The 23,983-nt window shown below is 55.2% G+C and carries 20 protein-coding genes; 6 read left to right on the top strand and 14 right to left on the bottom strand.

The genetic code is table 11. The features are described from left to right. Positions 1-12 precede the first annotated feature (12 nt). Positions 13-1,596: a bifunctional phosphoribosylaminoimidazolecarboxamide formyltransferase/IMP cyclohydrolase gene (purH, locus tag AMR42_RS13085; protein WP_099534092.1), complete on the top strand. Its 1,584-nt coding sequence runs from the start codon at positions 13-15 to the stop codon at positions 1,594-1,596. 168 nt (positions 1,597-1,764) lie between these two features. Here the strand turns inward: purH and ctpB are convergent, their stop codons facing one another. Then, the gene (gene ctpB, locus AMR42_RS13080; RefSeq protein WP_099534147.1) at positions 1,765-3,123 is read right to left on the bottom strand and encodes a carboxyl-terminal processing protease CtpB; all 1,359 of its coding nucleotides are present in this window, start codon (positions 3,121-3,123) and stop codon (positions 1,765-1,767) included. Between the two features lie 225 nt (positions 3,124-3,348). On the opposite strand from ctpB, the gene AMR42_RS13075 reads away from it, so the two are divergent. Continuing rightward, a complete protein-coding gene (locus AMR42_RS13075) occupies positions 3,349-4,284 on the top strand; it encodes a hypothetical protein (RefSeq protein WP_143473079.1) in 936 nt (311 codons plus the stop codon). A 102-nt stretch (positions 4,285-4,386) separates the two neighbouring features. Continuing rightward, positions 4,387-5,076 carry a YdcF family protein gene (locus AMR42_RS13070; RefSeq protein ID WP_158234474.1) on the top strand — a complete coding sequence of 230 codons (690 nt, stop codon included), beginning with the start codon at positions 4,387-4,389 and terminating at the stop codon, positions 5,074-5,076. 108 nt (positions 5,077-5,184) lie between these two features. Here the strand turns inward: AMR42_RS13070 and sir are convergent, their stop codons facing one another. The 4 genes from sir to murC all read right to left on the bottom strand — a co-directional run bounded on the left by sir (position 5,185) and on the right by murC (position 11,576). Continuing rightward, entirely contained in the window at positions 5,185-7,140 is a 1,956-nt protein-coding gene (sir, locus tag AMR42_RS13065; protein ID WP_099534088.1) for a sulfite reductase, ferredoxin dependent, read from the bottom strand. A 153-nt stretch (positions 7,141-7,293) separates the two neighbouring features. After that, complete coding sequence (locus AMR42_RS13060; RefSeq protein WP_099534086.1) at positions 7,294-8,487, bottom strand: glycosyltransferase; 1,194 nt, start codon at positions 8,485-8,487, stop codon at positions 7,294-7,296. Between the two features lie 259 nt (positions 8,488-8,746). Then, complete coding sequence (gene murB, locus AMR42_RS13055; protein ID WP_099534146.1) at positions 8,747-9,670, bottom strand: UDP-N-acetylmuramate dehydrogenase; 924 nt, start codon at positions 9,668-9,670, stop codon at positions 8,747-8,749. 364 nt (positions 9,671-10,034) lie between these two features. Further along, positions 10,035-11,576 carry a UDP-N-acetylmuramate--L-alanine ligase gene (murC, locus tag AMR42_RS13050; protein ID WP_099534085.1) on the bottom strand — a complete coding sequence of 514 codons (1,542 nt, stop codon included), beginning with the start codon at positions 11,574-11,576 and terminating at the stop codon, positions 10,035-10,037. A gap of 811 nt (positions 11,577-12,387) precedes the next feature. Here murC and AMR42_RS13045 point away from each other — a divergent pair. Then, positions 12,388-13,401 carry a type I glyceraldehyde-3-phosphate dehydrogenase gene (locus AMR42_RS13045; protein ID WP_099534083.1) on the top strand — a complete coding sequence of 338 codons (1,014 nt, stop codon included), beginning with the start codon at positions 12,388-12,390 and terminating at the stop codon, positions 13,399-13,401. A gap of 360 nt (positions 13,402-13,761) precedes the next feature. On the opposite strand, the gene AMR42_RS13040 is transcribed toward AMR42_RS13045, so the two are convergent. From AMR42_RS13040 to AMR42_RS13030, 3 genes are all read right to left on the bottom strand, one after another. Continuing rightward, on the bottom strand, positions 13,762-14,436 hold the full coding sequence (locus tag AMR42_RS13040; protein WP_099534081.1) for a hypothetical protein: 675 nt from the start codon (positions 14,434-14,436) through the stop codon (positions 13,762-13,764). Positions 14,437-14,502: 66 nt separating this feature from the next. Then, complete coding sequence (locus tag AMR42_RS13035) at positions 14,503-14,778, bottom strand: hypothetical protein (protein ID WP_099534080.1); 276 nt, start codon at positions 14,776-14,778, stop codon at positions 14,503-14,505. A gap of 101 nt (positions 14,779-14,879) precedes the next feature. Next, positions 14,880-15,983 carry a class I SAM-dependent methyltransferase gene (locus AMR42_RS13030; RefSeq protein ID WP_099534078.1) on the bottom strand — a complete coding sequence of 368 codons (1,104 nt, stop codon included), beginning with the start codon at positions 15,981-15,983 and terminating at the stop codon, positions 14,880-14,882. Between the two features lie 192 nt (positions 15,984-16,175). Here AMR42_RS13030 and AMR42_RS20545 point away from each other — a divergent pair, with 192 nt between their 5' ends. After that, complete coding sequence (locus AMR42_RS20545; protein ID WP_158234473.1) at positions 16,176-16,340, top strand: hypothetical protein; 165 nt, start codon at positions 16,176-16,178, stop codon at positions 16,338-16,340. A gap of 119 nt (positions 16,341-16,459) precedes the next feature. Beyond that, positions 16,460-16,663 (top strand): hypothetical protein, encoded by a 204-nt coding sequence (locus tag AMR42_RS13025; RefSeq protein ID WP_099534076.1) that lies wholly within the window; start codon positions 16,460-16,462, stop codon positions 16,661-16,663. Positions 16,664-17,326: 663 nt separating this feature from the next. Here the strand turns inward: AMR42_RS13025 and AMR42_RS19945 are convergent. The 6 genes from AMR42_RS19945 to AMR42_RS12985 all read right to left on the bottom strand — a co-directional run bounded on the left by AMR42_RS19945 (position 17,327) and on the right by AMR42_RS12985 (position 23,929). Continuing rightward, the gene (locus tag AMR42_RS19945) at positions 17,327-18,622 is read right to left on the bottom strand and encodes a hypothetical protein (RefSeq protein ID WP_143473078.1); all 1,296 of its coding nucleotides are present in this window, start codon (positions 18,620-18,622) and stop codon (positions 17,327-17,329) included. 56 nt (positions 18,623-18,678) lie between these two features. Continuing rightward, positions 18,679-19,575 carry a serine protease gene (locus tag AMR42_RS13010; RefSeq protein WP_099534071.1) on the bottom strand — a complete coding sequence of 299 codons (897 nt, stop codon included), beginning with the start codon at positions 19,573-19,575 and terminating at the stop codon, positions 18,679-18,681. 13 nt (positions 19,576-19,588) lie between these two features. Continuing rightward, on the bottom strand, positions 19,589-20,212 hold the full coding sequence (locus AMR42_RS13005; protein ID WP_158234472.1) for a serine protease: 624 nt from the start codon (positions 20,210-20,212) through the stop codon (positions 19,589-19,591). A gap of 262 nt (positions 20,213-20,474) precedes the next feature. Then, a complete protein-coding gene (locus AMR42_RS13000) occupies positions 20,475-21,101 on the bottom strand; it encodes a COP23 domain-containing protein (protein WP_099534068.1) in 627 nt (208 codons plus the stop codon). A 443-nt stretch (positions 21,102-21,544) separates the two neighbouring features. Then, a complete protein-coding gene (hemN, locus tag AMR42_RS12995) occupies positions 21,545-22,948 on the bottom strand; it encodes an oxygen-independent coproporphyrinogen III oxidase (protein ID WP_099534066.1) in 1,404 nt (467 codons plus the stop codon). A 216-nt stretch (positions 22,949-23,164) separates the two neighbouring features. Beyond that, positions 23,165-23,929 (bottom strand): heme oxygenase (biliverdin-producing), encoded by a 765-nt coding sequence (locus AMR42_RS12985; RefSeq protein ID WP_099534063.1) that lies wholly within the window; start codon positions 23,927-23,929, stop codon positions 23,165-23,167. Positions 23,930-23,983 lie beyond the last annotated feature (54 nt).

Below are 23,983 nucleotides of genomic sequence, written 5' to 3'. Positions count from 1 at the left end.
ACGGACTCTTCCATGACGCGGACAGCCCTGCTTAGTGTTTCTGACAAAACTGGTCTAATCGAACTGGCTCGCCAACTGGTGGAACGGTTCGGCTTTACCCTGGTCAGCAGCGGTGGCACGGCTAATGCCATCAAAGCCGCAGGACTCCCCGTGACCAAGGTTTCGGACTATACAGGCTTCCCGGAAATTTTGGGCGGCCGGGTCAAGACACTCCACCCGCTTGTGCATGGGGGAATTTTGGCCCGCACCGATTTGGAGGGCGATCGCGCTGATTTAGCTGCCAATGAGATCCCCGCGATCGATTTGGTGGTGGTGAATCTTTATCCCTTTGAGCAGACGATCGCCCGGGAAGGGGTGACGCTGCCGGAGGCGATCGAACAAATTGATATCGGTGGCCCCGCCATGATCCGCGCCGCTGCCAAAAACCACAGCCGCGTAACGGTGCTGTGCAACCCAGCTCAATACGATCGCTACTTACATGAGCTGAGCAGCAATGGCACACCATCCCTGGAATTCCGGTTGCAGTGCGCCCGCGAAGCCTTTTGGCACACCTCCACCTATGACAGCGCGATCGCCACTTACCTGAGCCAACAGGCCGACAATCCCGCCGATTTGGATCGACCCGCCTTAGCAACGCCAGTGGAATGGGCGATCGCGGGTAAGCGGGTGCAAAGCCTGCGCTATGGCGAAAATCCCCATCAAAGCGCCGCTTGGTATCGCAGCGGCTCCACCCCCAGCGGTTGGGCGGCTGCGGAACAACTCCAGGGCAAAGAACTGAGTTACAACAACTTGGTGGATCTGGAGTCGGCCCGGAGTCTGATTGCGGAATTTGTGGCCGCCGATGCTCCTCCGGCGGCGGCTATTCTGAAGCACAACAATCCCTGTGGTGTGGCCCTGGGATCGTCGGCTGATGCGCCCCTGTTGGAGGCCTATCGCAAGGCCCTGGAAGCGGATTCGGTGTCAGCATTTGGCGGCATCGTGGCCCTGAACCGCCCGATCGACGCAGAAACGGCCGCCGCGCTCACGGAAACCTTCCTGGAATGCATTGTGGCTCCTGGCTGTGATGAAGCAGCTCGCGCCTTGTTGCAGAAAAAACAAAACCTGCGAGTCTTGGTGCTGCCGGATCTGTTAGCGGGGCCGGCGGCCACGGTGAAGACGATCGCGGGCGGCTTTTTGCTCCAGGCGGCCGACGACGAACCCAGCGACCCGAACACCTGGCGCGTGGTGACGGAAAAGCAACCAACGGCGGATCAGCTCGCAGAGTTGGCCTTTGCCTGGCGGGTTGTGAAGCATGTGAAGTCCAATGCGATCGTGGTGACCAGCAACCGATCGACCCTGGGGATCGGTGCGGGCCAAATGAATCGCGTGGGTTCCGTGGCAATCGCCCTCAACCAAGCGGGCGACCAAGCCCCGGGCGCTGTTTTGGCCAGCGATGGGTTCTTTCCCTTTGATGACTCGGTGCGGACGGCGGCGGCGGCGGGCATCGGGGCGATCGTCCAGCCCGGTGGCAGCGTGCGCGATGAAGACTCGATCAAGGCGGCCAATGAACTGGGTTTGGTGATGCTGATGACCGATCGCCGCCACTTCCTGCACTAACGATTGTGCAGTTTGCTCTGAAGCCATCCCCACGTCCGGCCGATCGCTGACTGCACTGATCGCTGACTGCATGATCGGAGGCAAGGGGCTTAAGCCCCTTGTCTAGCCATGGTTAGCGTTGATTGACGGGTTCAGGTTGGGGATATTTTGTCCCTACTGAGTTGGTTCCTACTGAGGTAGCGGGGCCACATTGTTATTGGCCGCGATCCGATTCCGAAGCATGGTCACAGCCCGTGTGTATTGGGGATCGCTCTCGGTGGCCAACAGCCGCCCGCCATTGGAGAACAGATAATATTCCTGCTCATCCGATAGCTTGATTTCCACATCGGGGCTGATACCGGTTTTGTTAATGTCCGTGCCAGCGGGGGTGTAGTAATGGGCGATCGTGACGGCTAAACCCGAACCATCACCCAAGCTATGCACCGATTGAACCAGGGCCTTGCCAAAGGTTTGGCTTCCCACCACGAGCGCCCGGCGGTTATCCTTCAGCGCCCCGGTCAAAATTTCGCTGGCACTGGCGGAATTGCCATCCACCAACACCGCCAGCGGCAAGTTCGTGAGGGATGTGCGGTTAGCCCGGGCGGCTTGGCTGTTTCCTGCGCGATCGGTCGTGCTGACAATGCTGCCGGCATCGAGCCACATGCGCGCAATCTCAATGCTGGCGTTCAAGAGACCGCCCGGATTGCCGCGCAGATCCAAGACAAACGCTTCGGCCTGCTTGCCTTTCAAATCCTCGATCGCCCGCTCCATCTGTTCGGCCGCATGGGCGCTGAACTCATTAAGGCGGATATAGCCTACCCGAATGCCCGATTCCGTTTGCAGGCTCGATCGAACGATCGGCACTTCAATTCGGGCGCGGGTTAAGGACACCGAAAACGGCGCACCGCCTGCCCGCTGAATTTCCAGCTTCACCGCCGTGCCTGCCTGGCCCCGAATCAAGCTGGAAGCCTTGTCGGGAGACATGTCCTTGGTGGCTTGCCCATCGATCGACAGGATCAGATCTCCCGTCTTCAAACCGGCCCGCGCAGCCGGTGAGTTGGGCATTGGCTCCACCACTTGCAAGTGCTTCGTCTTGTCATCTACCCCCATCCGAATCCCAATCCCAGACAGTTCGCCGGCCGTTTGGTTGGTCAGCTCCTCAAACTGCTCAGGAGTCATGAAGCGCGTGTAGGGATCGTTCAGCAGCTTAATCGCCTTGCGCAGGGCTTCGTAGGCTTCATCCCGCGACGTATATTGGCGGCTCAGGAGGTCTTGGCGGATGGCTTGCCAATCATTTTGGTTAAACTGCCCATCCACATATTCACGGTTGATGATTTGCCAAGCTTCATCCACGATTTGCTTGGGGCTGTCCTGGAATTGGCCGGGTTCCGGGGCGGGCGGTTCCCGGTCTTGGCTGAAGGCCGGCAAACTCAGGGCTGGATGAAGCAGGGCAACGCTGGCCGCCGCGATCGCCACCTTTACGCCCAGGCTCTTGGGCGATCGCCGCCAATCAAACCAATGACGCGAAACCGACGAGACAGCGGGCATAGATTTGGGATCAACCTGGGGCATACGGCCAACGTTTTTGAATGAAATCAAGGGAATGCAAAACTAGCACCCAACCAGCACCCAGCAATTTTGGGAGTTATGGCAGGATGGCTGATAGATGATTGCTATTCATCATAGAGCGCCGATCGGGAACCGTGGGTGACTCCAGACACCGATCGAATCGCCACATTCAATCCCGAATGGATCTCTAACGGGCAGTTGACCATGATTTGGAAACGTACTCAGCCCCCCGAATCGCCATCCCCCCAGGTTGCTCGATCGACCCCATCCCCTTCATCGTCCCTATCCAGTTCGCCCGCATCAACCACAACATCAACAACATCAACCGAAACATCAACCGCAGCCCTGAGCCGATCGCTCCGGCGGCTGCAATGGTTAGGCCACTTCACCAATGGGGCGATCGCCCTGATCGCGATCGGGGGAATCGTCCTCCTGCAACAAGCCACCATCAAACGCGCTCCCCAGGGATTGGAAGATCCCGTTTTGGCTCAGGATCGCACCCGCACACAATTGCAATTGGCGGCCCGAATGCCCAGCCTTGGGTTTGATAATTTGCTGGCCAATTGGGCGTTTTTAAGCTATTTGCAATATTTCGGAGACACGGAAGTTCGCCAGGCCACGGGCTACACGGCCAATGAAGATTACTTTGAGCTGATGACCCTGCGGGATCCCCGATTCACCACGCTGGCTCCTTTCATTTCGGCAGGTGTGGCGTACTATGCGGGCAAGCCGGAAAAATCCGTGGCCCTCATGACCCGCATGACCGATGTGCTGGATCCCAAGCACCAACCCGATGCCTTTTGGGTTTGGCGCTTCAAGGCGTTTGATCAATACCTGTTGCTGAATGACATTCCGGCCACCGTGGCTTCCCTGGAAATGGCGGGTCGCTGGGCAGCCATGACTTCAAAATATCGGCGGGTGGCTCCGTTTTTCCAAGAAACAGCGGACTTTTTGCGCCGGGATCCCAACACGTTAGCGGTGCGGTTTTACTCCTGGAATGAGGTGTATCAAGCGGCAGTCGATCGCCTAGTGATTCAGCGGGCTGAACAGGAATTGTTAGCCATGGGAGCCAAGCGGGGCCCACGGCTGCCCAATGGTCGATCGCAGTTTTTGCCGCCGCCCGGTGTCGCTGCGCGTTGAATCGAGTGTTAATCAGTTCATCGTTTCAGTCGCCTCAGTCGCCTCAATCATTAGATTCCCCTCAATCACCCTATGCAGCCATTTCATCGAAAAATTGGGCTGATGACCGCTGGTCTGCTGGCCTTGGGGGGCCTGTGGTGGGGCGGACGGTTGATGGTGGCGGCTTCGGGCCCGCCGGAAGTGCTGTGGGTCTTGGGGGGCAGCATTCGGCGCGAAATGGCGGCGGTTCAGTGGGCGGCGGCCCATCCCCAACAGCGGGTGCTGATTTCCGGGGGTTCCAAGCCTCCCTGTGTCAAGGCGTTGTTCGATCGCGCTGGTGTGAAGGGCGATCGCGTTTGGCTGGAGCAATGCGCCCAATCCACGTTTGGGAACTGTTATTGGAGTCTGCCGATCTTGCAGCGTTGGGGTGCAAAACGGGTGATTTTGATGACTTCCGGTTCCCACCAATGGCGAGCCGGGGCCATGGCTCGGCTCATTCTGGGCAGTCACGGTATTTGGGTTGATGTGGTGACCGTGCCGGAAACGGGTGTGCCTGCTAATCAAGAAAACCCGCTGAAAACCGTTTTGGATGTGGGGCGTGCGGGCGCTTGGGCGATCGGCAGCCAGTGGAATAGTCCCCAATGCCAACAGGTGGGGCGTTTAGAGCAGGTGAATATGGCCACTTGGTGTCAGCGAGCGTTTCGCTGTGAATATCAAGCGGGGCTATCTAAAATTTGTGCGCGATCGAGCCAGGGATTGCCCCAGCCCGATCGCGCACCTTCAGCGACTTCTCAAGCACCATCAACCCGCTAGGGATCCGCACGGCTCAACAACCGATCGATTGAGGCTTGTTGAGGCTTGCTGAATCCAGCCGATCGGGATCGGATCGAGATCGGCTGGAGATTAGCTAGAGATCGACAGCTAGTTGGACTGCTGATTCAGGTAAGCGGCGATCGCCTCATTGATCAGCGCAGTGGCCGACTGTCCCCGATCGGCAGCCAGGGCCTGCACCGACTTGTACAGCTCATCGCGAATGCCAATGCGATGGCGGGGAGCAGCGCTGCCGTTGCTGGCTCGCTGGCCGTCCTTCTCCGCCTTGGCATCGATCGGGCGATAGGCCTGCATAAAGTGCCGCAGCGTATCAAACCCGACCCGATGGCAGAAATCGCCAAAGCTTTCGCCCGGTTCGCGCGATCGCTTGAAGTAAACCAAAATCGGTTCCAGGAACGATTCCAGATCCGTATCCTTCATCCGTTCCGTAAACGTTTGGGCCAAGCGGGTTTGGCTAGGAGAACCCCCGAGCCAGACTTGGTAGGCATTGGGCGCGCTGCCCACAAAACCCAACTCAGCCATGTAGGGCCGAGCACAACCGTTGGGGCAACCGGTCATCCGAATCACGAAGGATTCATCACCCAAGCCCAAGCGCTCCATCAGCGATCGAATGCGCTCCACAAAGCCCGGCAGGGCCCGCTCCGATTCGGTGATCGCCAAGCCGCAGGTGGGCATGGCCGGGCAAGCCATCGCCAGCCGCTCCAGGGGATCAATTTGCTCGATCGCCCAAACCCCGCAGTCGGTCAGGATTTTTTCAATGGCGGCTCGATCGCCCGGCTTGATGTCATAGAACAGCACGTTCTGATGGGGAGTCAGCAGCATTGGCAACTGGAACCGTTCCACAATTTGCCGCAGAGCCGATCGCAGCTTGAAATCACCCTGGTCACGCACCCGCCCATTTTGGATCGACAGGCCCAAGAACAAATGGCCATCGCCCTGTTCGTGCCAGCCCAAGAAGTCCTCATAGCGCCAAGCGGGCAGGGGGCGCGCTGGTTCCAGCTTTTTGCCCAAGTAATCTTCCACATGGTCGCGGAACTTGGCCACCCCCCAATCATGCAGCAGGTACTTCATCCGGGAGTGACGACGATCGAAGCGATCGCCATAGTCCCGTTGCACCGCCACGATCGCCTTCACCAGTCCATAGACATCCGCCGCCGCCACAAAGCCAATTTCGTCGGCAATGCGGGCGAAGGTTTCTTCCTTGTTGTGGGTACGGCCCAAACCGCCACCGGCATAGACATTGAACCCTTCCAACTCCCCTTGCTCATTGGTGATCACCACCAAGCTCAAGTCCTGGGAAAACAGATCCACGGAGTTGTCTCCCGGAACCGTCACCGCGCATTTGAACTTGCGGGGCATGTAGGTTGCGCCATAGACCGGCTCTTCCGTGTCCAGGCGCATGGGCGTGGAGCCGTTGCTTTGGCGGGCCGCCTTCACGGCCGGGTCTTCTTCGGCGGAAATGGCCTTTTCCCCATCCAGCCAAATTTCGTAGTAGGCCCCCGTTTGCGGCGTGAGCAAGTCCGCAATGTTGTTGGCATAGGCCAGCGCCAGTTGATACTCGGGGCGGTTTTTGTAGGGCGCTGGTGGGGCCATCACGTTGCGGTTCAGGTCGCCGCAAGCGCCGAGGGTTGACCCCATGCTGTTGACGATCGCGGCGATCGTGGCTTTCAGGTTCTTTTTCAGAATCCCGTGCAACTGAAAGCCCTGACGGGTTGTGGCGCGCAGGGTTTCGTTGCCATATTCACTGGCCAGGCGATCGAGCGTCAGGTATAGTTGCGGCGGGATGAACCCTCCCGGACTGCGGGTGCGCAACATCATCTGATAGGGCTTCTCCTGGCCCGGCTTTTGCAGGTCTCGATCGACCTGTTGATAGGAGCCGTGGAATTTCAGGATTTGAATCGCATCATTGGAAAAATAATTGGTGTCCAGCAACAGTTCCGACGCAACGGGTTCCCGGAGAAAGTTGCTTCGTTCTTTGAGTCCTTCAACTTTCGAGAGACGAGTTTCGGTGGGTGCAGCAACCGGCGAGCTAGCAGATTTGGCCATGAGTCCAGCAGTGGCAAATAAGGGGGGGATTGAATGCCCCGTAAGTCGATCGAGATATCGGAGAATTGATACTCCATCCTACCATTGGCTCGGTAGGATCCACGATTCATCACTATTCACTGTAGGGCTTAGGCGGGTTGAGTTGCGCGGATGTTAACGGAAAAACTCAGTTGGGGTCTGTCGATCGCGCTGAAACTCCTGCCAACACCAGTTCACAAACCCAAAGTAACGATCGCGAAACACATCGGGACTGAAGGACTGGGCATGGCGGTGAATCGCCTCAGCACTCAGGCGCGATCGATAGTCTTCAAAGGCCGTCACCGCCGCCGCGATCGCCTCGCTGGTTTGTTGCTCAAACAGCAGCCCCGTGCCCGTTTTGGGATCCTGGCGACAGTCGCGCACCGTTTCGCCGGTTCCCCCCTGAGCAAAGGCAATTACGGGCGTACCGCAGGCCTGGGCTTCCACGGGCGCAATCCCAAAATCTTCAAACGCCGCATAGACAAAGGCCCGGGCCTGGGCCATGGCTTGGGCCACCACTGCGTCCGGCTGCTCGCCCAACAGTTGCACGTTGGCCCCAGCCTGTTCGCGCAAGGATTCCAGCATTGGCCCGCCCCCAATCACCATCAGGGGCAATCCCAACTGATTGAACGCCTCCACAATCAAGTCCACCCGCTTGTAGGGCACTAGCCTGGTAACGCAGAGGTAATAGTCATCCTTGGTGGTTTGCAGGGGGAATCGATCGACCTGTACCGGCGGGTAAATCACCTCCGCCCGCCGTCGATAGCAGCGCCAAATTCGATTGGCCGTGGTGCGGGAGTTGGCCGCAAAAAAATCGACCCGATTCGCCGCCAGCACATCCCACAACCGCAACCGATGCAGCAAATAGCGGGTGAGCCAGCCGATCGGGCCACGACCCGATCGACTGCCCGCCAAATAATCATGGGTCAAGTCCCAGGCATAGCGCATGGGCGCATGGCAATAGCAAACATGCAACTGATGGGCCGCCACCAGCACCCCCTTCGCCACCGCATGGGAAGAGGACAGAATGATGTCATAGGCTCGCAGGTCTAATTGCTCGATCGCCAAGGGCCAAAGGGGTAAATAGCGCTGCACTCCACGAATGGCTCCCGGAAAGCGCTGCAAAAAGGTATGGCCGATCGCTCGGCCATACAAGTAACTTTCAGAATTGCTAGACTCGAAATCGATCAGCGCGTGCAAAGCCACCGGTTCCGGCAACCAGCGATCGAGCTGGGTCACCATTTCCCGCACCACCAACTCAGACCCCCCCGTGGCCAGCGGAGTTAACCATTCATGCACCAGGGCATAGCGGCGATCGCATGGAATCATGGGGTGATGCATCCTGACAGAGGCTGAGTTAATGGGTTGACGGGGCGGGAATCATGCCCGTTGCTGCCTAGGGGCGCTGGCTTTGGTTGAATTGATCACACCGATCAAACGCCGCTCAAGAGCCGATCGAATGCCGATTCAACACTGATCGATCAAGCCTTGGCCCCGTGGCGCGAAGCCCCGCAACAGGCGATCGCGTCAACACCCACTCAAGGGCGCTGGGGCGGTGCTGGCCAGTGAAAAGCAGTACCAGACAGCGTTAAACGGCGCAAAATGGCCCCAACATCCGCACCTCCGGCTCCAGAAGCACATCCCAACGGCTGTACACCTCATTTCGGACACAATCAATCAGATTAAAAATGTCCGCAGCTGTGGCGTTATCGCGGTTCAAGATGAAGTTCGCGTGCATTTGGGCCACTTCCGCGCCCCCAATGCGATGCCCCTTCAAGCCCGACTGCTCAATCAGCCAGCCGGCCTTACGGGGTTCCGGATTGCGGAACACGCTGCCGCAACTGGGCAGATGGTAGGGCTGGGTAGCGTGGCGGCGCTCCAGGTGCTCGCGAGTTTGGGCTTGCAGGGCTAGGGAGTCGTGGCCGGGCTGGAGTTGGAAGGTGGCTTCCGTGACCAGTTGGCTGTCTCCTTGCAGGCTGGAAGTGCGATAGCTGTAGCCCAAATCCGCTGCCGATCGGTGTTGGATTTGACCCGTTTGGGGAGCCAAAACGGTGGCTTGCAACAACACGTCACGAATTTCGCTGCCATGGGCCCCAGCGTTCATGACGATGCTGCCGCCGATGCTGCCGGGAATGCCCACCGACCATTCCAGACCGCCCCAGCCCAGATAGGCCGCTTTCCAGGCCAAGGCAGCCATGGATACGCCAGCGCCGGCCGTGATCCTGGCGTTTTCTCGATCGATCTGAATCCGCCGTAGATAGCGTGTGCCGATGGTTAAACCCGAAATGCCCCGATCGCTGATCAAAAGGTTGGATCCCGCCCCCAAAAGGGTCACGGGAACACTATTGCGATCGGCCCACTCAAAGCACTCGTATAAATCATCAAGGGTTTTGGGAGCGGCATACCATTCGGCTGGCCCCCCAACCCGAAAAGAGGTAAACCGCGCTAGGGAGACATTGGACTGAATCAGGCTACCCGTCTTTGTGGCGGGTGAGTGCAGTTGAGTCACCATAGGTTCAAAATTGCAACAAACAGATTGCGACAAGGGATTGCAACAAACGAATTGCGAATTGCGATTAGAAACTGCAACTAGGGAGGATGCAGTGAACTGGTGCAAGGAAGCCGAGAGGCGGAACCGAACCAGGGAACTAGGAGCTGCAACCAAGACCCGCAACCCAGATCCAAAATCGAAATCCAGAATCAAGATCCAAAATCAAGATCCAGAATCGAAATTCAAAATCAAGCTCCAGAGCCTAGATGAGCCTAGATATAGAGAACTGGAATGCGATGGAGCGCATCCAAACTCTAAAGGTCGATTCAAAACGGTTCAGTCAGCGAAGTAGCAACAGCACCCGATCGGGCAATGCACCCGCAGATTAGAGAGCGCTGCTGGTTTTGCAATCATCTGTGGCCCGATCGGCCCGGGCTGCCAAATCCTTCAGCACCGAAGGCACGATTTGATTGAGATTTCCCGCACCCAAAAAGAGGGCCAGGTCACCCGGTTGAAGAGCCGCAGACAGAAATTGGTGTGTGTTGTCGAGCGAGCCGCAATAGGACACTTCGGGATGGTAGGCCGCCACCCGATCGGCCAAGGTTTGGCCGCTGAGTCCTGGAACCTGTTTCTCACCAGCGGCATAAATATCCGCAATGGCCACTAAATCTGCATCCTGAAATGATTGGGCAAACTCCTCAAGAAAGGTTTGGGTGCGACTGTAGCGGTGGGGCTGAAAAATTGCCACTACTCGCGATTGCCCTGCTTGGGCGCTCAACCGTTGGCGAGCCGCGGCCAAGGTGGCGCGAATTTCGCTCGGATGGTGTGCGTAGTCGTCATACAGGGCGATTCCCCCCTCGGTGCCCCGATGCTCGAAGCGACGCTGGGCCCCCTGAAAGCCCGCCAATCCTTCGGCAATTTGGGCAAAGTCCAACCCCAAGTCCCGACCCACGGCCACGGCAGCCAGGGCATTGCTGAGATTGTGTTGGCCCATCAGTTGCAGTTGGATTTCCCCGAGCACCTCCCCACGTTCTAGCACTGTGGCTGTCACACCCTGGGCCGTATATTGGGGGTTCAGCACGGTGTAATCGGCCACGCGATCAGGATCAAGGCTGTAGGAAATATCGGGTTTGAGGCGATCGCGCAGCGTGGGACAGTCCAAACACCCCACCCAGCGTTGGCAATTGTGGGTAAACTGCTCAAAGATTTCGACCACCCCATCAAGCGACTGGTAGTGATCGGGGTGGTCGAGTTCAATGTTGGTGATAACGCCGAGTTCCGCAGAAAGCTTAATCAGTGAGCCATCGGACTCATCCGCCTCCGCCACCAGGTAAGGGCCCTGACCTAAGCGTGCATTGCCCTCCCAAGCGCCCACCTCGCCGCCCACAATGATGGTGGGATCAATGCCTGCCTGGAGCAGCATGTAACCAATCAGGCTGCTGGTGGTGGTTTTGCCGTGGGTTCCGGCAACGGCGATCCCCCGCGATCGGCTGATCAACGCCGCCAGCAGGTCTGAACGATGCAAAATTGGACAACCCAGCTCCACAGCCGCTTGATATTCCGGGTTTTCTGCCTGAATCGCCGTTGAACAGACAACCTGCGGCAGGGCTTGCGGTGCGGTGGAGTGCGCTTCGGTCTCGGGAACCGTGGCTAGGGCCGTTGCCGCCAGGGGAACATCCGAGGCCAGCGCGGGAGGAGTTGCAAAAGGCACACCGGAACGAAAGGCATCAAAGTTCGTTGCGGATTGTTGCCAAAAGATCTGAGCACCTAGTTGTTCCAGGCGTTGGGTAATATGGCTCGATCGCGCGTCCGATCCAGAAACGGGGATCTTCTGCTTGACCAGAATATACGCGAGAGCCGACATGCCGATGCCACCGATGCCAATAAAGTGGAAAGGCCTTCCGCTAAAATCCACAAGATTCGGCATTGCCGCTCCTCAAAACACCACACCAACAATCACGCCATATCATATCAGCAACGGTCAAATTGCCGCAGAGAAGCGTTGATCCTCCTGAAACCAGCCTGGGCTGTGGGTTTCGGCGAACGATTGCGGCCTGAAATCTGACGAATTTCTTGCGAATTTGACCCATTTTGATGGGGAACAGCCCAATTGGCCTGATCGACCCAGAAGGGTGTTTGAGGGGTCTTAGCCAAGCCTCCAGCAGACCTCCATCAGACCTTAACCAAGCCCAAACCCAGTGTTTTGCGATCGCCCCACCGGGTCTCATTCCCAGCGGCCATCACTCACTTCGAGGCCAAACAGCAACCAGCGATCATGATCCCCGCAAAAATTCTGCAAAATCCGTTGCGATTAGTTTGGGATTGGGCCGGGATCGATGGTTAAATGTGGGCACATTGCTGGCATGATGGCTTGGCACTTGTCAGGCGATCGCTTGGGGCAGCTTTTCGTGTGCTCGCCCTCTGTTTTGGGGGGATCGATCGACCCGATCAACCCCGCCTCAGTTCCCAGAATCAGATCGTGCAGTTAGCCTGTAACATATGATTTTGGGTACAATCAACGCCTTCAAGTCGCGGGCGGGCAGTCCGAGACTCGAAACAGACGCAGAGGTCAGCGCCAGCCTGGTTCGCCAGCGTGCCGCCGACGAAGCGTCAACCCGTGGTCTAGTTGAGCAACTTCAGTGGTTGCTGAATTAGGGCTGGCAATCCCGCTCCGAAAATGTGGGAAAAACGTCAACTATTTCCTTAATACACCCTAAAGCACGCGAGGGCATAGCATAGTGATTAGAGTCGCCATTAACGGTTTTGGCCGAATCGGTCGTAACTTCTTAAGATGCTGGTTGACCCGCCAAGATAGCCAGCTCGAACTGGTGGGCATTAACGATACGTCCGACCCCAAGACGAATGCCCATTTGCTCAAGTACGACACGATGCTCGGCAAGCTAAATGCCGACATTCAGGCTGACGAAAATTCCATTACCGTCAACGGCAAAACGATCAAATGCGTGTCCGATCGGGATCCGCTCAAGTTGCCCTGGGCCGAGTGGGGCATTGACCTGATCATTGAATCGACAGGCGTATTTGTTAGCGAAGAAGGCGCTTCTAAGCACATCCAAGCCGGTGCTAAGAAAGTCCTGATCACCGCTCCGGGCAAGGGTGACGGTGTTGGCACGTTCGTGATGGGCGTGAACGACAGCGACTACGACCACGACAAATTCAACATCGTTAGTAACGCGAGCTGCACCACCAACTGCTTGGCTCCCGTGGTGAAGGTGTTGCATGAGAACTTTGGCATCATCAAAGGCACCATGACCACCACCCACAGCTACACTGGCGACCAACGGTTGCTGGATGCCAGCCACCGGGATGTGCGTCGGGCCCGTGCTGCGGCCATGAACATTGTGCCCACCTCCACGGGTGCTGCCAAGGCTGTGGCCCTGGTGTTGCCGGAAATGAAGGGCAAACTGAACGGGATCGCCATGCGCGTGCCGACCCCGAACGTTTCGGTGGTGGACTTTGTGGCCCAAGTGGAAAAGAGCACGATCGCCGAGCAGGTGAACGAAGTGCTGAAGGCCGCTGCTGAAAACGGCCTGAAGGGCATTTTGGAATACAGCGATCTGCCCTTGGTTTCGTCGGACTACAAGGGAACCGATGCTTCCTCGATCGTGGATGCTAGCCTGACCTTGGTGCTGGGCGGCGACATGGTGAAGGTCATCGCTTGGTATGACAACGAGTGGGGCTATAGCCAGCGCGTTGTGGACTTGGCAGAACTGGTTGCCCGCAAGTGGAAGTAGTTTCCCAAGGCTTCAGCTAGCTACTCGATCTTGCAATGTTCTGTAGCTAGTCTTTGCTAGTAGTTTTTTGAATCATGCGGGAGGCAGGATGTTATATTCTGCCTCCCTTTTTTGATTGTTGATGGATCTATTTTGGAGTCTTGACTTAGAAGAGGTCTGAAAAGCATTTTTTGGCACAGGTCAAGCAATAATCATCATTTAGCCCAAAACCCTAGATCTGCTGTTAGTGGATCGTGGGGAGCAAGATGCTCAAGCTCCTTGTTACGACGACTGGGGCACGGAACCTAAGCCCCTTGTCTTTGCTGGCTTGCAAGATCTGAAAGGTTAGCCATTTAGGCTTTTCAGAGATCCTCTAAAATGTCACGACTTAGCCTGAAGAATACCCAGCAAAATGGCGATCAGGTCGTCTAGATTTCCAGGAATTGTATAGGCATTCAGGTCTTTATAAATCGCTTGGCTAGCGCGATCGAGTTGGCCAAAAACCCAAACATTCCCGATCGTCACGGCTCCGTATAACCAGGGTTGGCCAGGGGCGATCGCCCGATCTAAGGCAATTAATTCAACGGCTAATTGGTTAAAACCGCGCTCTAAATCGCCCTTTTTCGCTTCAATAATCAGCATTTGATCCGCTGCCTTGAGGCAATAGTCTACGGTTCCACTGAGGTTTTCACCACCATTGAGGCTATATTCCACTTCAATTTCGATCGGGGCGTAGTCGAGTAATTCCAACAACAGGGGTGCAATATAAAATTCTCGTTTGGCCGTTTCCGAAGTCAACGAAATGAAGGGCAGTTTTTGAGTATAGGTGGCACGGAGGCGAGATTGCTCCGTCAGGCTTACGCCATCACTCGGCCGGAGGGTTTGCGTCGCAGTCGCACCGCTGGATTGCGGCCAGCGGGGGAGATTGAGGGGCTGAAGATGGTAGGAACAACCAAAATATTCAACCAGCTCGCGGGTAGAAATATTGAGGTCGAAGTAGTCGGAAAAGGTATATCGACGATCGGGGTTTAAGAGGGGGGCTAGGCGATTGGGCATGGTGTTTTGGCAACCAAGTTAGGAGTGATCCAATAGCCCGATCGTCGCACGACCGACGAAGGACAATTACTGTTCAACCATTGAGGTTTCATTGGATTGGGGTTGGGGAATATTCAGCAAGGGCAACCGATCGCCCCGAAAGATTTCTTCCGCTAATTCTCCTAATTCTGCCGTTGCCGTTGCCAACATCCGAATCCCCACAAAACCAGTCAAAACGGGCAAGACGGCCATACTCAACATCCATTCCGGTGTCGGTAAACAACGGCTCAGGGCCTGGCTGCTCCAAGTGGGGCGATCGGGTGTTGGTTGAGAACCGGGGGAATTGGGATTGGTTGCAGGCATAGGACAATATCTAGGACAATATTTCTGAGTTATCTCTGAGTTCAAATCAACCGTCAGACAAGCCAGAAACGCTGAAAATCGAGCAATTTCCAACGAAAGCGCTAGGGCGTGACCCGTTCATACACCAGCCATCGCAGAGAAACTGGGGGCCGTTGTTGATCTCCCAGGGGGAAGAGTCGATCGCCCGTGGCCCAGGGATCCAACCACTCTCGGGCCGCCAAGGCTTCCGGGGGCAAGTGTTCCCGCTCATAGGCCAAGGCCGGCTCATCGGACACCACCCGCAGGGGCAACGAGGCGATCGCTCGGGTTAGCTCCGTTGGCTGCAACAGAAAACTATCAGTCACGTAGGATAGTTGCCGCGCCAGCGGCGTGGGGTCATAGCCATCGGTGGTGACAAAGCAATCCATCACAATTTTCCCGCCGGGCCGCAACGCCGGAGTCAGCTTGGCCAACAGATGCGCCAGTTGGGCCGGATCGCTGAAATATTGCACCACACCGGTCAGAACAATCAGACCGTAGCGATCGGGCTTGGGGGTAAAGGCAGGATCGCGAATATCTTGCTCAATCAGGTCGATCGCCACACCCGCATCCTTAGCCAGTTGGCGAATGGTGTCGAGCATTTCGGGGGTGAACTCGATCGCATCCACCAGGTGGCCTTGTTGGGCCAGGGCGATCGCGTTGCGCCCCGTCCCGGCTCCCACATCCAACACCGGAATTGTGGCGGCGGGGGCTTGGGCCCTGAGGGCCGCCGCCAAATCCAACACCTTGGCATCGGGATAGCGATCACTATCCTTAGGCGGGCGATATTGCAAAAACAATTTGGCGCGATCGCTGTAAGAAATAGCCACCGGTCGGATGTCCCAAACCAGACCCCGATGGGGAGGCGGAGCTGGCGAATAGCGCACCAGCAGTTGCGAATAGGGAGAAGCCGCAAACCCTTCCTGCACGTTTTGGGTCACCGTGGCTCGCACCCGTGCCATTTCCTCCGGTGAAAAGGGATAGCCCAACACGGCGGCCAACATCTCCAGCCGCCGCACATGCAAATCGATCATCCCCGGCACACAAAGCAGGGCCAGCTCCCCACGGGAGGCCTCCCAGGCGTGGGCCCCTTGCAGCAGGGCGCGATCGAGCCGATCGGGATCCGTAACCACAGTCGGCTCGAGCAGCCCTTCAGGAGCGCTGGTTTCTGCCGAATTCGGGAGCAAGGGTGAGTTAGGAGATGAATCAATCACGCAGCCAGATTCCAAAAATTGTGCAAACGCAACCCGTCGGTTCCCAAGGTGTCCTGATTTTCCCAACCAGATCAACAGAACTCGGCTGAATTGGGTTGCCGTAGCTGTTGAGGAACCTCGGTTGATTGCGATTGTACTGTTGATCAACCCTTGTCAGGAAAGCTGATGGGGCAATCTTTTGGCGCAATCTTGGGGGAGCGATCGGGCCAGGGCAACCGGAAAGCAATTGGCTTGCGATCGCGATCGCACCACTCACCCCCACTCGATCGCATCTCGCCTAGGGCAATTTCACAACTGGCTACGGATGGCGATCGCCGCAAAACCATCTGAAAACCACGATTCTTTAGACGAACCAGTCGCGACAATTGCTAACCCCGATGCACATGGGGTGAATTTCGCGGCTCGGTGAAATGATTTTTGGTTGCATCACACAGGTTGGAGTTGTCGTCATGACTGAAGTTCGCATGGGTAAACGCATTCAGTACACTTTGACTGAAGTGGAACGAGAAATTTTGGCCCTGGTGCAAATGCTGGCCCACAACTCCACCGCCATCAGCTCCGCCACCATTTCCGCCTGCTCTCGATACACACGCCCGGAAGTGGAACAGGCCCTGTCTAGCTTGATGGCCGCTGGCTTGATTTGTCAGCGTTAGGGAAAGTTACCGGTTCAGCCTATATGTCTTGGGCTAGGGTGGGCATCGGGGCCAGGCCAGGGGCGATCGCCGTCAGCAAACCCAGCCCAAAATTCAGCCAAAGTTGGCAACGGCTTATCCGTTTGGTTGGGGAGGTGATGGGTTGGGCATGGGGGCGCTCATTATAAGTTGCTTAAGTGCCAGAAAAGAAGGCAAAGAATGGGGACTGAAACACGCTTGGCGATCGGGGTTTAAGACGGGTGATAGGCGGTTCTGCATGGCATTTTGGCAGCTAGGTGGAGATCAACTAGCACGATCCTAAGTAAAAACCTTGCATATCGTTCCCATGCTCCGCGTGGGAATGGTGGAGGGATGTTCTGCGTCCCGTGGGTATGGGAAAGTTAACAGGACGCAGAGCGTCTGAAACATATTCCCACGCTCTGCCTGGGAACGATGGAATCGCCATCAGCAAACCTGACAAGCCGCCGAATCATACGACACAACACCACACAGCGCCGCCGCCACAACCCGCTGTCCCCAAGCTCCGGGTGCAAAAAAGTTACCCAGGAACGCTGAGAAGAAACCAATTAAAGCAAGAATTGCTAGACGGAGGGGGCGCATAGCATAGACCCAAAAGTGAGATAAAAGCGAGACAAGTGATGAGATGCCAACGAAGAACCAACCTTAAAAAGGCAATCTTGGGAGATTCAACCGGGGAATTACTTCATCTCGAATGATATTGTCAATGATTTGACCTGCACCTGGACTACAGGTTAGCTCCAGTGATGCTTGTGAACTCCTCCCTGCGTTACTAGAATTGCGCGACAAAGATGCAGTCATTCTAGAAGTGGTGGTAGAAGAGCATTGACTACCACTCCCAGTACATACACATTTGACAGGTGCTTCAATTTTTCCTGTTGGAGCAGGATTAGACACTACACCATTTGCTTCAGGACTACCGATTGTATATCCATACACAGTCCATTTTAAGTCATAGCTGCTGGGACTCTCATATTCAATTATGAGTTTAATAGATTCTCCAATGTTGGCTTGACATGAGGTAGATCCATTTTCACAGTAAAACTTTGTGATTTTTGGATCTCCTCCAGAGTTAATAGCGTTTGCAGCTTCGTTAGCTGCTTGATTAGCAGCGTTGTAGTACGGACCAAAGGGAACCCATGAACCACGGTGATCCAAGGTGTCTGCTCGGGCCTGATCCCATTCAGCAGAGCAAGGCATTGTAGCTTCAGTTGAAAACGGATTGATGCGTGACAAGTCTTGGCCAGGAGCATAGCCACTACATGCAAATCCACTGGGATAATCTAAGCAACATCTATCATGTGCCATACTACCTGGTGAGACTCGCACATGAACCATACAACTTTCCCAGTCATACTTGGGCTGTGAATCAGTTAAGGCCAAAATCGTCCAGCCCATAAAACTGTTCCCCGCTCCTACGCATTGATTGCCAGTACCTTGGTAGCATTTTTGATCTTGTGGGCGTTGTCCAATCGTCGAAAAATCACATTTATCAGAAATAAGAGAAGTTCCTGGCAAAGGAGAACTTGAAGTATTGCCGGGCCGATTGTTATCAAAACCTTCCCAAGCATCAGGCCCAATACGATTATCGATTGTTGGGTTAGGGGGAGGGCTGTTGGGAGAGCTAAATTCTGGGCGCACCGGAAAGTTTGGCCCAGGGTCATTTGGGAAAGCAGGGGCTTGGGGGTTGGGGCCAGAAGGCGATGGGTCATCAAATTCGTTTGTTCTCGCAAGTAAAACAGAAGAACTATCGAGCGCAACAGCCTGATTCGAGAGCAAAGGCAAATTGACCTGACAAGCCGCCGAATCATACGACAAAACACCACACAGCGCCGCCGCCACAACCCGCTGTCCCCAAGCCCCAGGGCCAAAGAAATTCGCCAAAAACGCCACCGCAAAACCCAGTAACGCCAACAGCCCCAAGTAAAAACGCTTGATCATTTCTTTAACCCCAGTTCCCTAATCATTCACAACCCATCAAACCCCTTCCCAACACCCTACCAAGGCAACAAACGCCGCAGAAGGCGTTCACCCAAACCACGAATCAAATTGCTCGCAAATTCATTAAACCAACCCTTCGCTTCCCCCGGCTTCACCTCATCCGCATCCTCATTCGCAGGCGGCTTGTCATCCACCGATAACTGTTCCTTCTTCACACCCATCTCTTCCGCCCGCGCCAAAAACACATTCACCGGAATCGCATTGTTAAACCCCGTCTTCAGCGAAACCTGCCCCTGCACACCGCCCGACTCCACCGACACCGCACCATCCCCCTCACCCCGGCCATGCACCCCCACAATCCGCCCACTCACATCAAACACCGGTCCACCACTCATCCCCTTCCGCGTCACCGCGTCATAACGAAGGTTATAGCCCTCCGGGTCACTCGTCCGCACATTGTTCACCACACCATTCGTAAAAGCATACTCCGCCTCCGTTTGCCCCTGCGACGGCGCAGCATAGCCTGACACATAGACCCCCGAACCAATCCCCGTCTCATCTGAATTGGCCAACGGCGCGATCGACAACTCATCCTTCGTCTCAAACGTCACGATCGCTAGATCCGTTCCCGTCTCGCCTTGCCGAAACCGCTTTACCTCCTTCACCTCATAGGTCACTTTCTTTGAAGTGACAATTTGGTAGGCCGTGTTCGGATTCTGCACCACATGATCCGCCGTCAAGACAAAATAGGTTTCCCCATCCTGGCTAATAATGGCCCCCGAGCCACTCGAACTTGGCTCCAAAACATTCACAATTTGAACTGTCGTGGGAACCGCAACCTTGGCCACATCACGGGCGCTCGCTGCCTGAACAGGTTGAGCTGCCGCCATCACCACCAAAGCAGCCGGTGCGGCCGCCAACCCTGACCAACCCGAAAAACGATCCTGCCACATGGTTCCCAGTCTCCTAACGTTCCAAGCTCAAAGAAAAGATTGCTATTAAGCGACGTGTAATGGGGATGCCCCAACTTGATCGCTCCATGGTAATTAACAACTCTGGATCTGGATCGGTTCCGTCCGCAAACGTGTATACCCCAAAGTCCGCTTCACGACCCATTGATCGGCCATTCACCCCCACCACAGCCCCCCAACGATCCAGCACGGGGCCGCCGCTCATCCCCACTTCCACCGGACTGGTATAGCCCAACTGGTAGCCCTCTGGCATGGGCTTTGGCAAAATCAGCGAGACCCAACCAGACAACAGCCGAAACGGACGCAAACCTTGATTAAGTGTTGGCTCATAGGTTCTGCGATCGTACATGGCATAGCCAACCGCAAAGACTGGATCTCCCACTTGCACCCGCTCCTCGCTCAAAATCGCCAGAGGGTAGCTAGTTGAGGCACGAAACCCCACTAAGGCCAAATCGTTCTCGCCCAAACGCTGACGGCTCAGAACCCGGTAGCGCTGACCATCGGGAGCCAACACCGTCATAAATCGCCCCTCTGCCACCACGTGCCAATTGGTCAGTACCCAGTAGTCCCGACCCGATCGCCCCACTAACGTCCCCGAACCTGCCCGATCAGACGACATCAAACGAACGACGGTTGATCGGGCAACCCCACTGACCTGACGGGGAATGTCACGAAAGATGATCGACTGTTCCGAGAGCCGAGGCTGACCTGAAAGCGGTGCTGGATATGACCCAGACGAGACGGTAGCGGTCGCTATAGGTGTGAGATTCCAGCCTAAGCCGCCGCCCAATAACAACGCTGCTATACCCATGACTTGCGGTAGAGCGCCCAAGGGCGATCGTGTTCTAGGCCAGCCCCAGCCCAACAGCCTTGGCATCCACCTACAGCTCCCGCATTTCACCCGGACTTGCCGGAGCCGCAGGCTGACCACTCGGCGCAGCATAACTCGGCTGAGAACGAGACGGAGCCGTGGCCGGGTTAGCTGGGCCGTCTTCGCCCAAACGAGCACTCACGTCAATGTAGGGCGTATAACTTGGATCTGTTTCGCGCAGGGAAGGCGTGGCAGCCTGACCTTCCCGCCAAGCCAACAAATTATTCAGCGTCCGCACCGCATTTTGCCCTGGTTTTAGCGTGAAGACCAAATTCTCACAGCGACCATTCACTTGACTTGCAGTACAAACCACCGGCTGACCGTTCATGACTCCCACCGTCAAATACTTCAACTGACGGTTTTGGCGGTAGGTTTCCAGGCGACCACTCACCTCTTGGCAGCGCGTCAAAGGATCATATCCTGCACTGCGAAAGACATTAGAGACCCACTGAATCCAAGGCTCACGATTTCCTTGGGCATTTTGGTACATGGTTGTTGGTGCGCCTCCCGACGTATGACACCAGAAGCCCCGCTGGCCGGGAGCAGGTTGACTCTGGGCAGGACTGGGCATTAAAGCAACGCTGCCAGCCGCTAAGGTGGCCGCTAACGAGAGGGCGATGGGCGATCGAACGTTCATAGGACTTCTCCAAGGGGGTGAGCAGGGAAGACTAAATACGCACGGCGTAAGCGACAGCACCTCAGAACAACTAGGATTGCTTATCACAAAATCCAGGTTGTCAGAAATATACCAAACTTGATTTCCAACTTGACTCTGTCGGCAGATTACTCCACACCTAACCCTGTGTGCAACTTATTTTATCAATAATTTACTAGACAGCTTCTGTGAGGTCATTGCGGACTATAAAACTATCGACAATGAGACGTTATAGTAAAGTTCGTGGTGGCTAAGTTGGGCTTTGCATAACTCGACTTACCAAAAAACTGGAGCTTCCTTTCAGAGCAAGCGAAGATCATTCCCTAAAAATAATGCTCAACAAAAACAAGGGGCTTAAGCCCCTTGTCTCTACAGCTTGGGATCACTTCAAAATAATCGCCAGGCTGATCCCCTTCATTCGTTCTCTAAACTGCCTTTGAGAAACCGTTATAGGTCTGGGCACGCAGATAGCGATCGAACACAGAAGCAATATTGCGCACTAACAGGCGACCGATCGGGGTGATGGTGATCCGGTTGGGCATCAGGGTTAACAGACCATCGGCTTCCAGATTCCGTAAATCCAAATATTCCTGCGGAAAATGGGCTTCCAAACTGTGCTTAAAGGACAGCCCATATTTTTGGGCCAGCGCATCCCGATCGACCTGGAATTGACACATCAGTTCCATGATGATTGAACGCCGCAAAATATCATCAGCGTCTAAGGTCACCCCACGCTCGATCGGGAGCGTTTGATAGTCAATAGCTCGGTAATAATCCCGCAGACGCTTTTGATTTTGGGTATAAACATCATTCAGCATTCCGATAGAAGTCATGCCAAACCCAATCAGATCAGAATCGGGCTGTGTTGTATAGCCTTGGAAGTTGCGGTGAAGCTGGCCCTGGCGCTGGGCGATCGCCAATTCATCATCGGGTTTTGCAAAGTGATCCATGCCAATGAAGGTGTAGCCCGCTTCCGTGAGGGTGGCGATCGTCATCTGTAAAATGTCTAGTTTTTCTTCCGCCGATGGCAATGCATCGTAGGGAATCCGCCGCTGAATTGGTTTCATCCAAGGCACATAGGCAAAGTTAAACACTGCAATTCGATCGGGATTCAGGGCTAGGGTTTTATGCAGCGTTTCTCGGAAGGTGTTGAGATCCTGGAAAGGCAACCCATAAATCAAATCGACATTGATGCTTTCAAACTCAGCCGCCCGCATCCAATCCATCGCTTGGAAGAGCATTTCTTCTGGCTGGATGCGATTAATGGCTTCTTGAACAACAGGATTGAAGTCTTGAATGCCAAAGCTAATGCGATTGAAGCCGAGCGATCGCAAGGCCGAAACATAGCTTTCCGTGAGCGGTCGCGGATTCACCTCGATCGACAGTTCTGCATCGTCAGTGAATTGAAAATGTTGGTGCAGAATTTTCCAGAGATGCTGCACCTGCTCGATCGATAAATAATTCGGAGTGCCGCCTCCCCAATGCATCTGATTGACCAGTCGGTCATCTGATAAATACCTTGAGACTTGCTCAATGTGACGTTGCAGATAATCCAAATAGGTTTCTGTGACGGCCTTGTGTTGAGTAATGACCGTGTTGCAACCACAAAAATAGCAAGCCGATTCGCAAAAGGGGATGTGGCAATATAAGGAAAGGGGCGTTTTGCGATCGTTGCCACGCTGAATGGATTGGATCCAGTCTTGTTCTGGAAACTGAGTCGAAAGTTCCGTGGCTGGCGGATAGCTGGTATAGCGAGGCAAAGAGCAATTATATTTTTGAATCAAATCTGCATCAAAGGCCAAATTTAAAGCTTGATCTAAAACTTGCATGGGTGAAATTCCTGGCGGGATTCAAAAACACCAAAAGGCAAAATGCGAACAGACAAAGAAAGCAGCGATCGCCCAGAAAATCAATAAATTAATTCACCGAGCGATCGCCCGAGCAATGGTTGTTGTGGGATGGACAGTTGATTGGCTAAGAATTCACCAGATTCACCAGCAATTGCGAGTGAACGGCAGAGGAATGGCGAATATGGCGGGTGATCGCTAACTCACACTCACCAATTCGGTGCTGCCCTTACGAGACTGCAAAACCACTTCTTCAAAAATCGCGGGATTCACGGCCGCTTGAATCACCGGTTCCAAACTTTCCACTAACTGGCGATTCAAACTAAAGGCGAGGTTCGCCTCTTCAACGATGCCCGCCACTTGTGATTCATTCAAGGGCAGTGCGTTCAAAAGATCCCGATAGCGCATCTTGAAATCTCGTTTGGCTTCGGGCGTTGGCAATGAGTCAAATTCATGCAAACGGGTTCCCTGATCGGCTGGCAAATTCAAAGCTGATCGGGCGATCATTCGCAGACCTTGACCGCCGGACAAATCACCCAAATAGCGCACATAGGCATGGGCGATTAACCGTTCTGGCTGCTCTGAAGCCGCCCAATGAATTCGCATCAAATAGTTGAGCGCGACTGGGCTAGGGCTAATTTGGGTTGGCCAATCTTCCCCGTAATAAAAGGCGAGATCGCGGGCGAGTTGATCCCGCCGTAGCAACTCTGGAAAGTAGATTTGTCCAACGATCGGGTGATTTTTCAGGCGATCGAGTTCCGTTTCCAGGGCATCATAAACCCAATACAAATTCGCCAAAAGTTTCTGGAAGGCCTCGCGCACCACAATGCCCTTCAGAAAGCACTTCATGTAGGCCGTGTTCTCGGCGCTGGTGTGGGATTGCTGGGTTCCCTCCCGCAGGCGTGCGGCGAGCTGGTGGCCGGGGGCGAGGGGTTGGGTACTGTGGCTCAGGTCGTGGCTCATGGTGGCCCGCTCCTAGGCTGCGTAAAATTCTGTTAACGATAAATAACCATATAG

The sequence above is a fragment of the Limnothrix sp. PR1529 genome (assembly GCF_002742025.1).
Taxonomy (GTDB): domain Bacteria; phylum Cyanobacteriota; class Cyanobacteriia; order CACIAM-69d; family CACIAM-69d; genus CACIAM-69d.
This window is presented reverse-complemented; position numbering and strand designations above follow the sequence as displayed.

What these genes read in the sequence shown, in the direction of transcription:
- purH (WP_099534092.1), top strand. Translation starts at nt 13, where the DNA reads ATGACGCGGACAGCCCTGCTTAGTGTTTCTGACAAAACTGGTCTAATC.
- ctpB (WP_099534147.1), bottom strand. Translation starts at nt 3,123, where the DNA reads ATGCCCGCTGTCTCGTCGGTTTCGCGTCATTGGTTTGATTGGCGGCGA.
- AMR42_RS13075 (WP_143473079.1), top strand. Translation starts at nt 3,349, where the DNA reads ATGATTTGGAAACGTACTCAGCCCCCCGAATCGCCATCCCCCCAGGTT.
- AMR42_RS13070 (WP_158234474.1), top strand. Translation starts at nt 4,387, where the DNA reads ATGACCGCTGGTCTGCTGGCCTTGGGGGGCCTGTGGTGGGGCGGACGG.
- sir (WP_099534088.1), bottom strand. Translation starts at nt 7,140, where the DNA reads ATGGCCAAATCTGCTAGCTCGCCGGTTGCTGCACCCACCGAAACTCGT.
- AMR42_RS13060 (WP_099534086.1), bottom strand. Translation starts at nt 8,487, where the DNA reads ATGATTCCATGCGATCGCCGCTATGCCCTGGTGCATGAATGGTTAACT.
- murB (WP_099534146.1), bottom strand. Translation starts at nt 9,670, where the DNA reads ATGGTGACTCAACTGCACTCACCCGCCACAAAGACGGGTAGCCTGATT.
- murC (WP_099534085.1), bottom strand. Translation starts at nt 11,576, where the DNA reads ATGCCGAATCTTGTGGATTTTAGCGGAAGGCCTTTCCACTTTATTGGC.
- AMR42_RS13040 (WP_099534081.1), bottom strand. Translation starts at nt 14,436, where the DNA reads ATGCCCAATCGCCTAGCCCCCCTCTTAAACCCCGATCGTCGATATACC.
- AMR42_RS13035 (WP_099534080.1), bottom strand. Translation starts at nt 14,778, where the DNA reads ATGCCTGCAACCAATCCCAATTCCCCCGGTTCTCAACCAACACCCGAT.
- AMR42_RS20545 (WP_158234473.1), top strand. Translation starts at nt 16,176, where the DNA reads ATGGGGCAATCTTTTGGCGCAATCTTGGGGGAGCGATCGGGCCAGGGC.
- AMR42_RS13025 (WP_099534076.1), top strand. Translation starts at nt 16,460, where the DNA reads ATGACTGAAGTTCGCATGGGTAAACGCATTCAGTACACTTTGACTGAA.
- AMR42_RS19945 (WP_143473078.1), bottom strand. Translation starts at nt 18,622, where the DNA reads ATGATCAAGCGTTTTTACTTGGGGCTGTTGGCGTTACTGGGTTTTGCG.
- AMR42_RS13010 (WP_099534071.1), bottom strand. Translation starts at nt 19,575, where the DNA reads ATGTGGCAGGATCGTTTTTCGGGTTGGTCAGGGTTGGCGGCCGCACCG.
- AMR42_RS13005 (WP_158234472.1), bottom strand. Translation starts at nt 20,212, where the DNA reads ATGTCGTCTGATCGGGCAGGTTCGGGGACGTTAGTGGGGCGATCGGGT.
- AMR42_RS13000 (WP_099534068.1), bottom strand. Translation starts at nt 21,101, where the DNA reads ATGAACGTTCGATCGCCCATCGCCCTCTCGTTAGCGGCCACCTTAGCG.
- hemN (WP_099534066.1), bottom strand. Translation starts at nt 22,948, where the DNA reads ATGCAAGTTTTAGATCAAGCTTTAAATTTGGCCTTTGATGCAGATTTG.
- AMR42_RS12985 (WP_099534063.1), bottom strand. Translation starts at nt 23,929, where the DNA reads ATGAGCCACGACCTGAGCCACAGTACCCAACCCCTCGCCCCCGGCCAC.